Here is a 14,424-nt window from a genome sequence, read left to right as displayed (position 1 = left end):
ATTTTGTAACGATACAAAGCTCGGTTACAAAGACCGGACCGCGGAGGTGTGAAGATGACAATCCTGATGGGGGAATGCGACAGGTTGTGGAATGAAGGACTGGAGTAGAAGAGTAGAATTTTGCGCTTGGTCGTACTCCACTATGATGAATTCTATTACTGACTTTTCTCTACTTTGATGCCCTCCGGTAGTTCAAAAATTTTACTGTCAAGCTTTTCAGATGTAATTTCTGTAGCCGTAGAAACCACCGAAAATTGAGTACTGTCCAGGATCATTTTTAAGGGGAGTCCATTAGTTCTTAATAAGATCTCATTCCAATTTCCGTATTTGTGCTGTTCATACAGTTTGGGATCGATTTTTATTTTTGAACTGAAATAGTATTTCTTAATACCACTTTTGCAGGTGAAGATTAGTTCGTCACATAAATATCCCAGCACCTCCGTTACTTCCTTGTTTATTTCAACCTTAAGGATTTCATCTGTATTGACCGCACCGTCGAGCCAAAAAACTGTCGGTGAGTGGGACATTTTATTATATAATTTGTTGTCCTTATTGATGTATAGCTGCCATTGTGCAAATGTACCGTTCGTTAAAGATTTGTAGTCACCACCCTTTAGAAGGTATATCTGAGTTGTCCCCATCATTGAAGTGAATTGCTCGGATGACAAATTGGAAATTTTACTCGTATACTCATTCCTGTAAATTACTTTTCCTTCAAAATCCTGGCCAAATGAGGATGATGCGATCGTCAGAAAGAATAGAATAGCCTTTAATGCTTTCATTGGTTTTACTTATTGAGATATTGGATTTTACTATTCTGCATACAACTCCGGAGTAACATCCATCTTAATAACAAAGACTCCGTTTTTGTCTCTATAGTTGTACGCTATGGTTACTTTGTTGTCACGGAATCCTTTCATTTCAGGACTTGTCCTTACCCCGTTGATCAGACCAGGTTCGATGTACTTTTTCACGGTGTCGACATTGACTTCTGATTTATCGAGGTTGATCAAAGTATAATTGTATTGAAAGATATTGCCCGGCATGGCTACGGCATTGTCAAGCCGGGTGTCCTTGTCAATCATAACCGGGCACGCCTTATTGATCTCACTCGCTGCTTCCATTAACGCCTTGTCGAGGCCAGCCTTCTTGAAGAATATTTGCTGAACGGCAAAGTAGGAGAGTGCAAATGCTGCAATTCCAACAATGATTCCGATTACTTTTTTGCTATTGCCTTTGTTATCAGTCTGGTCCATGGTTTTTGGTTGAGGGTGGAAAGATCAACGGAAATATAATGCCTTATTTTGTCTTTTTCAGATATCAGGGGAGCCTAAGGATATTTTCTCAGGTTGCCATTCCAGTAGGTCTTCGTTCCATAGAAAAGCTGCTTTTCAAAGAAGAACTTTCTGACTGCTTGATTCACCTGTTCAACATACATCAGTTCAAGAAACAGATCCTCTTTCTCCGATTTCAGGTTGTCTTTTATGAAAGCCGTGAGTTCACTCTGTAATTGACCGGAATCGACTGGCTTGTCTGTCAGCACTGTGCAGAATGTCGTGAGGGTTAATGGATGACCGTTCTCAGTCTTGCTGGTGGTGAGAGTAGTCCATTTAAGATTGATCACTCTGAACTTTAATGTATTGGGTCTTTCCTTGGCGGGATTTATTCCCGGGTCAAAGGCAGTACGCTTTTCAATTGTGAATAGAAGAGTGTCTTTATACAATGTCCATTTGCCAATCACCTTAGCACTGGGATTGGGAGGGGTGTCATCACGTTCTCCGAACCGGAGTTTATAGTCGTCGTCAAGTTTCCAGTAACCGGAGCCAAGTCCGCTGCTTATTTTAAATTCATCGACATAGAACTCGGAGGTTTTGAGAGATGTGTCAACCTGTATGTCGGGATATACCTGTGCTGACGCTGAACTCACGATCGCAAAGAGGACCATACTCATGAGAAACTTCATATCTTATTTATCTTTTCTGACTCCTGATTCCACTTGTTTTCCATTCTCATAGATTATTAATTTCGTGGGACTGCCTTTTTGTCCCCGCACGAATCCAAATTGTGTGTTGCCATAGTTGAGATAGAATTTTGAAATTGATTCAGGATGCAAGTCTGCACTCCAGTCTCCATCTTTTGCCTTTAATAATTTTTGATTCCGGGTGATCACGATCGTCTTGTCCTTAGACATTTTATATTCTCCGACATATTGGTCAAGAACTTTGTCAGCCAGGTTAATATTGCTTACCGGCGTATGCTCATAACTAATCACCCGACTTAATTTCCAGCCAGAGGCCTGACGTTGCCAGATGTTCGTAAACCTCGCTTCTTCAATCAGCTTCTCTGTAGTGTTGTCAATGACAAGGTAAAAGAGATGACGACCGGTTTCAATAGCGCCAAAGTCTTTGACCGGACTTATCTCAATACTTTCTCTGATGAGTTCCCTGCGTAATTTTTGCCGTTTTCTTTGTTCTCCGCAAAACGAGGCCATGGATTTCATTTCAGTATCCCTGGATTTGGTCAGTCCACCCTTGTCGTGATAAAACTCAAAGTCCTCCGTAAGAAAAGACTCATACGTTTTCAGGTCACAGTTGTTCATTGACTGGAAGAAAATGCTGTCTGCATTCATTACTTGTTTGAACAGGGGGCTTCGGTCAGTGCGGGTGGTGTCCTGACCAAACAACTGTGTTCCAATTGTCAGGAGTAAAAGGGTGAGACTTATTTTAAGAGTGGCGTTCATGATCAGGTATTTGAATTAAGCTCAATTGGGCTTCAGGTTTTTTGATAGACTGGTGACGTCTGTAAGTTTCTCTATGAATTTATTGTCGATCCTCTTCGTGAGCTTGCTCTTATAAAATTCCCGCGACTTGCTGAATTAGATGTGAATGTCTGCAGTTATTAGTCAAACAGATAGTATTTCCAATGATTTATTCCGGTATCATAAATGTCTTTAATTTCCCCTTCAGCTTTATGGTTATCGGTTGGATCAAATGTCACGACTTCAAAGTTGAAATTCAATATGACGTTTTGTTCGAATGAAATGGTGTAGGTGTTACCTAGTTTGGTATAATAATAGTTTTTAATACCCATTATAAAGGGGGAGGGAATATCGGCAATGAATTCAGGAGTTAATTCAGCCAAAGACTCAGGATATGTTCCTTTTTTCTCTTTGAATTTTTCAATTGATTGTATTAATTCCTCCGTTCTATTGATAGCAAAGCCACGACTGAAATCTCTCAGCAATTCCGAAACATAAATTGATGTTATAAAAACAGTTATCGGGAGTGTCAATAGAATGATGGCTTTAACATCAATTTGATGTTTTCCGCCATTCCTTTTTTGTTTTAATTCTCTAATGGTCCATGTAAGACCAAAGGGGACAAGAATCAGTCCCAGAGTCCCTAAAATTAATCCTGCATTATAGAATAAATTGACAATGTCATTAGGTGGACCCGGAAGGAAAGGTGAAATTACAAGAAGGCCAGCCCCTAAGTTTATCAATATTAGCTTAACCCAATCGATACTCTTCATAGCAATAACTTTTTTCCGTAGCAAATAACGAATTCAATTTTTTACTTTATCGAACCTATGATGCAATAACCTCGGGTTGTGAACATCAAACCAGATTGCTTCTCCGGCTTCGTTGTAATAGAACTGTATCCAGACTCTTGATTCATCGTCTTCCCTGAATTCTATTGTGAGTTTGAATTCATTGTCAAAAAATGGTTCCAGTAGTTTATCAGCAATCGTGGGACGTTTTACCACCAAATTCCCATCCTCATTCATGACAATCGTCCAGTAAAAATCCAGGTGCTTGCTGTAATATTTACCAGTGAGTTTCTGCAGTTGCTCTTTTGAATACTGTTTTTTGGCATTCATTTCTTTTTTCCAATGCCATGTTTCAGGATTATCGTCCTGCTTATAAACAGTTACTTCCATAGCAGAATCAGGATGAGCTTGTGAAAAAACTGACCAGATGGGAAAATCAGGGTCTTTAAAAATATTGTCACCTACTTTAATAAAAGGGAAAAACTCACTGGCGGAGAACTCCAGAAACAGACTGTCGCCAACAATTTTATGAATAACATATTTCTTTGTTTCCAAAGAGCTTTGAAAGGTAAGTTGATTGAGCCATCGGTAAGTGCCTGCATACTTTTGCAGTTCAGCATTGGTGGTGGGTAACGCTTTTGAAGGAAATACTTTTTTGGCAGTGGCAGCCGGTGATTTCACATTCAGCAGCTGGCTTACAAAGTTGTTAATTCTTTCAGCGAAAGGATTTCTAAGATTATTTCCCAGGCAAATAACAGTAAGTTTTGAATCGGGCACACGGGCTAAATAGGAGTAACCACTGACACCCTGGTGTACGATCATTTCATGCTCTCCGATTTTTTTAACCTTTTGGCCAAAGACATAATTAGTGCCTTCCTGAGCAGGTATGGGCCTGGAGAATTGTTTTAACCGCACCACAGCTTTCGAAATAAAAGAGTTAGCATCGTTATGTGCGGCAGCCCATTTTTCCAAATCTGCGGCAGACGTCAGCATCATATAGTTACCACCCGGAGAAGTTTTATCTCTTAGCCATACAAAATATTTTTTATCATCATCGGAATAGTATGATAACGCATGATTAGGAATTAGTTCTTCCTTGTTATTGCGCATTTGTGTTGATGACATACCCAGCGGCGTAAAAACTTTTCGTTTTAAGTAGGCTGATAGATTTTCTCCTGAGGCTTTTTCCAGAATAAGACGAAGCAAGCCAAAATCAGAATTGGAATACATGTAGCCTTTGCCCGGCTCCACCTGCGGGTCGGGCTGATTGTATAGAAAGGACAGGAACTGGGACACATCCAGTCGGTTACTCATGCTTGCCTGTGTAAGCACCAATGTTGCCCACTCATCGCAGAAGCCACTGCTGTGATTTAGTAAATCCTGTATCGTTACTATTTCACTCCAGGCAGGCAGCTTGGGAAAATACTGACGCACTTTGTTTTCCAGTTTCAGAATGTTGTCTTTTTCCATGAGTGCCGCGGCGATGGAAATAAACTCCCTGCCTTCTGAATAGGGGATGCCTACAATAGTGTTGTGTGTTAATGGAATGCCAAATTCAAGACTGGCCATGCCATAGCTTTTTTTAGAGATCACTTTTCCATCAACAAGAACAGTGATGGCGAATCCGGGGGAACTTTTTCTGTTGTAAGAACTGAAGAGTGAATCAATCTTTTTATCCAGCTTTATTTTATCAATATGCAAAGCAGGTTGAGCGGCAAGCAAGAGATTTAAAAATAGTGCCGGCAGGAAAAGTATTGCTCTCATATTTAATAGTTTGAGTAAAACGGAATATGTAGTCAGCCTGAGTGCCTGTAAACTTTGTTGGCCGGTTATCCTTTTTTAATAGTCGTTTTAGTTATCCAGCCGATTAACTCCTGTCCATCAATAATTGACCACGAGTGGGGATGTCTTCTTTTTTGGGTTACACGATAGCCTTTATTAGTTGATATTATTAATTCAGCCTTTGAATTCCCTAAGCTTCTTAACCAGTTTATCATTGCTGCACTGTCAAGAGAATTGATGCAATAGAAATCGAGGTTCCTGTTGTCCAGGTACCAATTGATGTCCGGCTCGTTGTAAATTCTTACAGGAACTGTCAGGAATGTTTTCAGTGATCTGTGTTCAGGGTCACTTTGCGAATAGGGTGAAACATTCCAGAAGAATTCAGGATTTGTTTTCGGGTCATTATTGAATTCCAGTTTGATTCTATTGGATATATAATTGTCTTCCTGAACCGAAACCGGATTCTTAGTGGGGCGGTTGGTTGTGGTCATACAACCATAGAGTCGTTCGATATCCAGTGGGGGGTCAGTGGCAAATACACCTGCCGGCTTTTTTAATGTTGATTTTTCTAAATACGCTCGTTGAGCATACTGAACTGCCATGGTTCCGCCAAAGGAATGGCCGCCTATAAAGAATGTGCTTTCGTTCAGGTTATACTTCTTAAACATTTCATCGACAAACTGATTTAGTTTTTCATGAGAAGGATTGTCGATATAGAAAAATGACCGATCTCCAAGCGCGGGTATGATTGTCAGATAGCCGGCGTTACTTGTATATTTATAGATGTCTGACTCGATCAATATTTGTTTTGGCAATTCGCCAAATCCCGGAAGTAATACTATGGCACCCTTTATTTTGTCCTTTGGGTAAACGGTCACGTAATAGTTTTGTGTTGTGTCTCCCGGTATGGAAAGAGAGTACTCAATTTTTTGTCCCAGCAGGTTGAATGAGATAGTCAGGAGAAGGCCAATCAGAATTTTTGTCGTCATGTTGAATCTGTTTACCGGGTTTGGGGAGCCACACGTTAAGGTAATAACTTAAATTAACTAGTGTTCTTTTATGCGCTCAAGAGCTTTTGTCTGGGCAGTTTTCAAGGCATCATTGGCGCTCACTTCAATATCAGGTGTTACACCAATCCCTTCCCAGTTTGAATTTGTCACCGGACTTGTTGTGCGACCCTGAGGTATCCTGACGTAAAACTTATTGGTTGCTATGACTGATCCTGTCAGATGTGCTCCGCCTGCGGTCTTTTCACCCACGATCGTTGCGCGTTTCAATTGCTTTAGTTCATAACTAAATGCCTCTGCAGCAGAGAATGTCTTGCTGCTGGTTAATATGTATAGATCTGTTGCGGGTCTTCGCACGCCTGTTATGTTGGGTAGCGTCCATGATTCAGTGAGCTCATTTTTTGGACGGTTATAGTGATTGCCGAGGTGAACATGTTCGGAGAAGAAGTAGCTTGCCAGAAGCTGAACCATTTCTGGTGAACCGCCATCGTTTTGACGCAGATCGATGAGGAGTGCATTTGTATTCTTGAGGAAGTCCATTGCGTTGGCAAGCGTTTCGCTGCCATATTTCGGATCGACGAACTCTCTCAGATCAAGATATCCAATGTTGCCATCAAGAATCTTTACTTCTTTGAATCCATAGTTGTCCTGCTTTAAGTGACTTACCAGCTCTTTGGCCCATTCGGCTTCTTCGTTTGCCCTGTCTTTATCAGTTAAGGCATTTTCCCGGGCAATGATCGTTGGGTTGTAAACCACCATCAGGTGTTTGTCCTTGCTTATTTCATGAAGATCAATGGTAAGTTGACGCGCAAGTTCTTCGGGATTTGTCAGTGCAGAGTATTTACCATTCTTAAGATTGGCGCTGAGAGTTCCCGCCATTTTAGTCGCTGTCTCGGGAAACACATAGTTCTTATTCAGCTTGCGACTGATAGAGTCTATTGTAACGGCAATCTCTTTTTTAGTCAGTTTGGTTGTGGGCGACTGTGCGACAACGTGATACTGTAAAAGCAGGAGCAAGGCTATGGCAGGAAGGGCGCGTTTAATGGTGATCCAGTTTGAATAGGAGAGATATGTCATTTTTTTGGTGTGTTCAGGATGTGGTTCGTTGTGATTAGTATCTACTTATTTATAAAGAGCTTCCCCATTGTCTCGATAAATGGATCGCGATCTAAAACCGTGTAGTAGAAAAGTCCACCGAGAACACCATGGAATATCCCCAGTACATAAAGGTTCCTTTTTCTTGAATATATCCAGCCATAGAACAACGCCAGTACAAAAGTTCCAATCATCAACCACTTATCGGGATAATGAAGGGCCGAGAATAATAGCGCTGCGCCGAAAATCAGAATAGGATTGTTTATCTTTTGATTTTCTAAATCCTGCATATTGCCGAGAGTTAAAGCAATCAATAAGTATTGCTGGATGGTTCCCCAGATAGGGTAGGTGATCAGTATCGGAATAATATGCCAGGTGAGATTTAGTGTACTTTGGTAGTAACCTATTGCAATAAATGAGATGATTGCAACGATGCCAAAGGGAAGTATCATTTTCGCGACGGCTTTGAAGTTGTCAGTTCTGAAGCCATGGTATTTTAATAGTTCTTTGTCGGTTTTGCCGGTATAAATGATATAACTGATCCATACTAAAGTTGCTGTTGCCACAAAGGGAAGACGCCAATTCAGGTAATCCATAAAAATAAATTTTCCAGCGGCTGTGATGAGTACAGCAGTGATTTCCAGAATTCGTCTTTTGTCAGATATTGGAGATATCATGTATTAAGGTCGCTCGGTGCTATTGTCCACTAAGTAATTCAGCTCTGTTACCCCACTTGTAAACTGTCGCGTGGTCAATAACTTCAGTTTTATTTTGTCTTTGATGTTTGTGAACAATGGAATGCCTTGTCCAAGAACCACCGGATTTACAAACAGCCAGTAGCCGTCAATTAAATTCAGTTCAATGAGAGAGTGTGTTGCGGCAGGACTTCCAAAAACGAGGATGTCATTACCGGGCTGTTGTTTTATTTTATTGATGCTGTTTGATAGGTTGTCGCTGATAATTGTTGTGTTTGCCCTGTCTTTAAGAGTTTTTGAGACAACAACTTTGTGAACCCTGGCATACCACTTTGAATGTTCGATATCGTGTTTGGAAGCTTCCGGCTGATCTGCTGCGGTGGGCCAGTAACTTTCCATCATCTGATAGGTTACCCTTCCGTATAAAGCAGTGTCGCCTTCACCTATGCGCTTTGCGCCATGATCAAAGATCTCCTCATCAACTTTGATCCAGTCCATTTCTCCATTCGGTCCTGCGACAAAGCCGTCGAGCGAGATGTGCATAAATGAAATTATTTTTCTCATGTGGTTCTGTCTTTATAATTATGTGCGTCTAATCGTTCAGGGAGTCAATGCCCTGCTGTTTAAGTTTTTCAAGGTGTTCTTTCATCATGTTCACCTGCTCCATGGGATGACCTTGCCAAAGAGTAACCTCTCCGACAACTTTAAAGGGATGAGTGGAACGATAGGATTTTGACGGATTGCCCGGAAACTTTTTGTCTGTAAGATCAGGATCATCTTCAATGGGACCTGTCGGTTCGACTAAATAGATCCTTTGCCGGCCTTCGCCAAAGGCAAGTTCGGCTCCCCAGATAGCAGCGTCCAGTGTTGCTGTCAGGAATATGTATTTCGCATTTTTCCTTTTTCCATAGTTTGAATTGAATCCAGGTTCGATAAGGTGACCTACTTTTAGATCGCTCTTTGTGCCATGAAAATAAGTCTGCGCAAAAGGTGTTGCGCCTGGTTTGTTTAGTGGATCGTTTGCTTGCTCCATTATAAAATTACTTTTCTTCAAGTCTGACAATTTCTGTTTCCAGGTTTTTAAGTAAAGTATTTATGAATCTGATCTGGTTTTTGGCCTGTTTAATATACTGTCGACTGGGCGGTAATAGTCCGCAGCCAATGAGTAGTAAGGTTAACAGCACGATGCCGAATTTTCCTGATGTCCTCATGATTATGATCTATGAACATGAGCGAAATTTTTAATTCTGGTCAATTTTGCGGCGCCTTATCCAGAGTGAAAGTTATGGGGATTGTAATAGTCTCTTCATATGGCTGTCCATCACGCAATGCGCAAGTCCATTCCTTGATGGAGTTTACAATTCTAAGACTCTCGTCGTCCAGAGATGGATGTACGCCTTTCAATATGGAAATGTTTTTTGCTTTACTGTTTATGTCTATTGTTACCTGTACAGTTACCTTTCCCTGATACCCACCTTTTCTCGCCTCAAAAGGATATCTTATGTTTACTGCAATGTATTCGTACATTACTTGATTTCCACGGAGATGCCCTGCAGGTCTGTTAAGATCGAATTTCACCAATTCCCAGTTATTGGTCTGTTCCTGATTCCTGAAGCAGCGAAATACCTGGAATAGTTCTGCTTTCAAAAACTTTGGAGTATTCTCAATAGAACAATACACGGTATCTTTATAAGACTCTGATCCTCCAACCATTGAAATCAATCTCCCGCTTAAAAATTTGCCTTCTTTGTACTTTTCAATATTTGTCGTCATGTTTCTGATGACGACTATAGTTTTCCATGTCCCATTTTTCCTTCCATTAAGAACTTCGCCTGAGGTTTTCTTGAATTTCTCCGGTGAATCGTAGATGAACCATTCACCGTTTCCTGCATCGACCAATTTCTTTCCTTCTTCATTCCAGAACTCTTTAATCAGAACTTCATTTTCCTGAAAGTCCAGTATTTGTTGCCGGGTACCATCCTTATAGAAGTACTCCCAAATTCCACTTTTCTTGTTATTGACATAATTCCCGGACTGCTCAAGGTATCCGTTTCGGAAGTAGATATTAAATTTCCCTTCCTTTTTTCCATTTGAATAGTTTCCTTCAACGGCTATTTTATTATCGGATGAAAAGTAGTCAACGAATTGTCCGGTAAAAGTTCCAAGGGCCGCGTCTACTCGTGAAACTCTGAAGACTGTCTTGCAGACTGACTTTACCAAATGCCAGTTGTAATTGTAGTAAAAAACCATTGTGTCAGCACCCAGCTGTCGACTGACTTCTTTTATTGAGGTGGGTTCTCTAAAATCTGATTCATTGGTCTGGGAATACAGACTGGTGATTGTTGAAACAAAGAGCAACAATGTCAGGAGTGTTTTCATGGGGGTGGTATTCTTAATTGCGAATTGGTGATAAAGGTTTTGTTTGGCGGTTTATCTTACCTCAATTTAAAAATAAACATTAAGAGGCAAACTTGTAACAGGAGTGGGGATAGGTCTTGTCGGTAGAAGATCAATTATTCTTAATAGGAAAGGTAGTTATTTCTCTAAATACAGTATTGGTTTGCCTGTCCGTCATGATTATTGGATAGGTTGGTTCTGTCATGTTATTCGGTACTTATTTACTGTCAACAATTCTAAGTCTATTAATTTGGAAACGATACTATTCCCACTGCTGAATAACTATCCCCAATTGCTTATCGGTGATTGCAAATTCTTTTGCTCCCCAGGGACGAAGTGTAACCTTACTAAGATTGGGATGTAAAAACCTGGGATGGGATGAACTTACTTTTTGGTATACTTCTTCAATGTTATGAGTGACAAGTCTGAACTCAGGGTTATGTTCTTTTGCCAATTCTTCATTCTCAAAAAGATTAATGCGCAAACCATCTCTCTCTATGACACAAAATGGACTATTCGAATTTATTTCATCGTGAACGATATCAAATTCAAGGCAATCAACAAACAGTTTTAGTGCCACTTTGATGTCGGCATAGAACACATTGGGAACTAGCTTGGTAAAATTCATATTTGAATCCGGATTTTTTTGAAGGCTATCACCAATAAATTTATTTTACGTTAGGCATTCTGCTTACGTCCTCTATGTGAATCAGGGTCAGCTTCCATTCATTCTTATCTGTCTTTGTCCAGACAAAACTGTAGTTTCCTTTTTCCTTAAGGAAAGGCCCTCCCGGAATTGTTAAGTCAAGACTATAGGTACCGCCATCAAAAGCAACGCTTTCGCTGGCTCCCTTTGTGGAAGAAACGGTCTTGATGTTGCTGATTACTTTGAGGCCACCGCTTATCCAGTTTTTGGCAATCTCATTTATTCCGTTGTGCAGCAGGGTGTCGTTCATTACTATTGCGTTGTCTGCTATGATGCTTACTGCAGCCACGGAGTCTTTGTTGTTCCAGCTGGCAACGAAGACTGAGTTCAAAGAATCTACATCGACTAGTTTCTGATCGCTGCCACCTTTTTTATCAGTCTGTTGATTGCAACTTATAATGGCGATGCAGACTAGTAGAATCAGGATATTTCTCATGTTATTGGATTAAGGTATCGGTCGGTGATTTTATTCCTTTTTGGTTTTACAGTTTCTGCCTTACAGTTTATTTAAGTTCTGCAAGTATCAGTTTTTTCTGTGTTAATGTATTCTTCATTGCTTTTTCCCTTACGATCGGGTCAGAACTATGTATTAATTCAAAATATTCAGTTGGTACCACCTGCCACGATAATCCATACTTATCCTTACACCATCCGCAAGAGCCTTCCTCGCCACCGTTTTTAGTAAGGGCTTCCCAATAATAATCCGTTTCCGCCTGGTCTTTTGTATTGATAACAAAGGAAACTGCTTCATTAAATTTGAACAGGGGACCTGCCGCCAATATGCTGAACTCCATTCCGGCAATTTCAATTACAGCTGTTGTTATGCCAGCATCATTTCCACTTTCATCACCGTCGAACGTGCGAGAATCTTTCAGCTTGCCGTCCTTAAAAATGGATAGGTAGTAATCTGCTACAGCTTTGGCATCTTTCTCTACCCACAGATAAGGTGTAATTTTTTGAGTGCTCATATTTATTTTTTAATGTTTTATTAATTTTTAAGCACTGCTCTATAACGAATTGCTTCTTTAAGTACTTCTAAATTAATATCCTTTATTGACTTAAATGCGATACCATAACTACTGACTTTTGCTTTCCCGATCGTTTTTCCATAGTTATCTATCAGGAATTTTTTATCGTCTAAACCCATTATATGAACTGCAAGTCCGGTCGGGCTGGCCAATAACCCGATTCTAAAAAAGTCTCTAACGGTTCTGTCCTTATAGGTTATGATGTATTCTCCATAACCAATAGTAGGATGAGCAACCTGTTTACCATCTTCATTTTTTCCGTCAAAATACCATTGTTTGCATTTAGGCATTAACTGAAGAATGAGATCGTGCAATTCCTGCATTTCACTCCGCTTTGGTTCAGCCTGACTTTTAATTAATTCTTTTATTTGAGATTTAATTTCCATTTCAAAGAATTTTAAGATTGAATCTCTTTATTTCACTTGTTAAAGCAAAGAGTGCTCGCCAGGTAAACCAAAGTATTTGGGGAATTCTTATCAATTCTCAATGCCAGGTCCTTTCTGTTATTCTTGTCAATGCGTGAGTACTTCAATTCAGAGTCGGCATACTTCCAGGCTTCGTCAAATTGTTTCTTAATGTCTTCAGCTTCTTTAGTTTTATTTTGTCTCTTCAGGCTTTCATAAAGTCCGTTAAGGGCAAAACCATTTTTGGGCCAATAGGTTAAATCTTCAAGATAGATCTTTTCTGCACCAGCAAAGTCATTGTCATTCATAAGGACATCACCCAAGAGATGCCTTACTGAAAAGAACCAATCAGGGGGTTCATTATAATTTAAGCCGTCTTCAAGCTGGATGGCTTGCTTCAATAATCCAATGGCGGATTTATAGTCTCCACTCTTTGCCAGCAATTCGGCTTCCAAAACATTCGATGCAATTTTACAAACCTGTCCGGCTGGATTAATTGACCAAATCATGATTCTCTTCACGTCCCCGGATTCACTTAATTTATTCAATGAGTCCAATTCATTCCGGGCTTGATCAGGTTTATTCAGATTAGCATACGCCATTCCTCTGGCGTAGTGCCAGATGGCTTTGGGATAGGAGAGGTCATCCTCGGGTTTTGGACTGGCAAGGATTTTTTCCCACTGTTCAAATTTTACAAGAACGTGCATCGGGATGGTGACGTAATGCAAAACAGTTTCATAACCTTTTTCACGAAAGTATTTTTTGTCAAGAATATTTACGGCTTTGTAAGCTGCTTCAATTGACGTTGAGCCTCTGCCTTCAAAAGTTGCTGTCGCGGCCAGGAAATGATAGTTGTGCGGATAATAGTATTGAGGATAAATTCCTTGCGATTTACATTCTGCTATGTAGATGCTGTCGGCAATCACGGCCTGCTCATTGGCAATGGAACCTTCGTGATAGGCTCCCGTATTTATATAGATGTGTGACGGCATGTGAACCAGATGTCCGGCCGATGGGACCAGGGTTTTTAATCTTTCGGCACTTGCCAGAGCTTTTTCAACACCAGGCCCTGCCTCGGTTGCATGCAGATAGAGATGATTGGCTAAGGGATTTTTTGGATTGAGTGCGATAGCTTTCTCCAGTACCTCAAGCAATTCTGAAGTCCATGGCCGGAGTTCACCTCCTTTTTTTACATAAAAATCCCATGCATGTAAATTCATTATGGATTCGGCATACAGTGTTGCCACAAAATCATTGTCGGGAAATTCTGAATGGGCAGCTTTCATTGCAGCAGAATAACCTTCATCATTCGTTGCCGAGGAGTCCGCTGGGAATTTAATCTGGATTGCTTTTATGGTGGCCCTTTCCCATGGGGTAGCATTGCGGCCGAACCTCACGGCGTTTTTAACTGCATTCTTTATGTCATTGATGGTTCCCATATTTTCGCCACCGGAATTGTAGTTAGGGCCAAGCACATAAGCAATGCCCCAATAGCCCATGGCAGATGTCGAGTCCTGACGTATTGATTCTCTGAATGACCGTTCGGCTTCGGCATGGTTGAAACCGTTTGCCATTATTATTCCCTGATTAAAGAAAAGCTGTGCGTACTCAGTGTTAGTGGTTATGTTAACCTGATAGTTTCCAATATTTTTAAGAACAGGCGCTTCAAAAGCTGGCTTCTTCTCTGAACATCTTGTCAAAATAAGAATAAATGAAAAGAATACAAGAAATCGTTTCATATCGCTATAGTTTCGGTTGACA

At 40.5% G+C, this 14,424-nt stretch carries 17 protein-coding genes; all 17 read right to left on the bottom strand.

The genetic code is table 11. The features are described 5' to 3' along the window. Positions 1-155: 155 nt before the first annotated feature. A complete protein-coding gene (locus HOP08_02445; GenBank protein ID NOT73760.1) occupies positions 156-782 on the bottom strand; it encodes a hypothetical protein in 627 nt (208 codons plus the stop codon). A gap of 30 nt (positions 783-812) precedes the next feature. Continuing rightward, a complete protein-coding gene (locus tag HOP08_02440; protein ID NOT73759.1) occupies positions 813-1,256 on the bottom strand; it encodes a hypothetical protein in 444 nt (147 codons plus the stop codon). A 74-nt stretch (positions 1,257-1,330) separates the two neighbouring features. Then, complete coding sequence (locus HOP08_02435; GenBank protein ID NOT73758.1) at positions 1,331-1,963, bottom strand: hypothetical protein; 633 nt, start codon at positions 1,961-1,963, stop codon at positions 1,331-1,333. A gap of 3 nt (positions 1,964-1,966) precedes the next feature. Next, positions 1,967-2,740: a nuclear transport factor 2 family protein gene (locus tag HOP08_02430; GenBank protein NOT73757.1), complete on the bottom strand. Its 774-nt coding sequence runs from the start codon at positions 2,738-2,740 to the stop codon at positions 1,967-1,969. A gap of 158 nt (positions 2,741-2,898) precedes the next feature. Beyond that, positions 2,899-3,531 (bottom strand): hypothetical protein, encoded by a 633-nt coding sequence (locus tag HOP08_02425; GenBank protein ID NOT73756.1) that lies wholly within the window; start codon positions 3,529-3,531, stop codon positions 2,899-2,901. A 33-nt stretch (positions 3,532-3,564) separates the two neighbouring features. Continuing rightward, a complete protein-coding gene (locus HOP08_02420) occupies positions 3,565-5,313 on the bottom strand; it encodes a beta-lactamase family protein (protein ID NOT73755.1) in 1,749 nt (582 codons plus the stop codon). Between the two features lie 65 nt (positions 5,314-5,378). After that, on the bottom strand, positions 5,379-6,320 hold the full coding sequence (locus HOP08_02415; protein NOT73754.1) for an alpha/beta hydrolase: 942 nt from the start codon (positions 6,318-6,320) through the stop codon (positions 5,379-5,381). Positions 6,321-6,377: 57 nt separating this feature from the next. After that, entirely contained in the window at positions 6,378-7,415 is a 1,038-nt protein-coding gene (locus HOP08_02410; GenBank protein NOT73753.1) for a S41 family peptidase, read from the bottom strand. Between the two features lie 41 nt (positions 7,416-7,456). Beyond that, a complete protein-coding gene (locus HOP08_02405) occupies positions 7,457-8,110 on the bottom strand; it encodes a CPBP family intramembrane metalloprotease (protein NOT73752.1) in 654 nt (217 codons plus the stop codon). A gap of 3 nt (positions 8,111-8,113) precedes the next feature. Beyond that, complete coding sequence (locus tag HOP08_02400; GenBank protein NOT73751.1) at positions 8,114-8,692, bottom strand: dihydrofolate reductase; 579 nt, start codon at positions 8,690-8,692, stop codon at positions 8,114-8,116. Between the two features lie 28 nt (positions 8,693-8,720). Continuing rightward, entirely contained in the window at positions 8,721-9,161 is a 441-nt protein-coding gene (gene arr / locus HOP08_02395; GenBank protein NOT73750.1) for an NAD(+)--rifampin ADP-ribosyltransferase, read from the bottom strand. A gap of 218 nt (positions 9,162-9,379) precedes the next feature. Beyond that, positions 9,380-10,507, bottom strand: coding sequence for a TonB family protein (locus HOP08_02390; protein ID NOT73749.1), 1,128 nt, complete (start codon positions 10,505-10,507; stop codon positions 9,380-9,382). A gap of 280 nt (positions 10,508-10,787) precedes the next feature. Beyond that, positions 10,788-11,153, bottom strand: a complete 366-nt coding sequence (locus HOP08_02385; protein ID NOT73748.1) for a hypothetical protein — start codon at positions 11,151-11,153, stop codon at positions 10,788-10,790. A 40-nt stretch (positions 11,154-11,193) separates the two neighbouring features. Next, the gene (locus HOP08_02380; protein ID NOT73747.1) at positions 11,194-11,667 is read right to left on the bottom strand and encodes a hypothetical protein; all 474 of its coding nucleotides are present in this window, start codon (positions 11,665-11,667) and stop codon (positions 11,194-11,196) included. Between the two features lie 67 nt (positions 11,668-11,734). Then, positions 11,735-12,199, bottom strand: coding sequence for a VOC family protein (locus HOP08_02375; protein NOT73746.1), 465 nt, complete (start codon positions 12,197-12,199; stop codon positions 11,735-11,737). Between the two features lie 20 nt (positions 12,200-12,219). Continuing rightward, the gene (locus HOP08_02370) at positions 12,220-12,645 is read right to left on the bottom strand and encodes a DUF1801 domain-containing protein (protein ID NOT73745.1); all 426 of its coding nucleotides are present in this window, start codon (positions 12,643-12,645) and stop codon (positions 12,220-12,222) included. A 32-nt stretch (positions 12,646-12,677) separates the two neighbouring features. Continuing rightward, entirely contained in the window at positions 12,678-14,402 is a 1,725-nt protein-coding gene (locus HOP08_02365; GenBank protein ID NOT73744.1) for a hypothetical protein, read from the bottom strand. Positions 14,403-14,424: the final 22 nt, after the last annotated feature.

The sequence above is a fragment of the Cyclobacteriaceae bacterium genome (assembly GCA_013141055.1).
In the GTDB taxonomy this organism is placed as follows: Bacteria; Bacteroidota; Bacteroidia; order Cytophagales; family Cyclobacteriaceae; genus ELB16-189.
The sequence above is the reverse complement of the archived record's forward strand: the minus strand, read 5'-3'. Positions and strand labels throughout refer to the sequence as shown.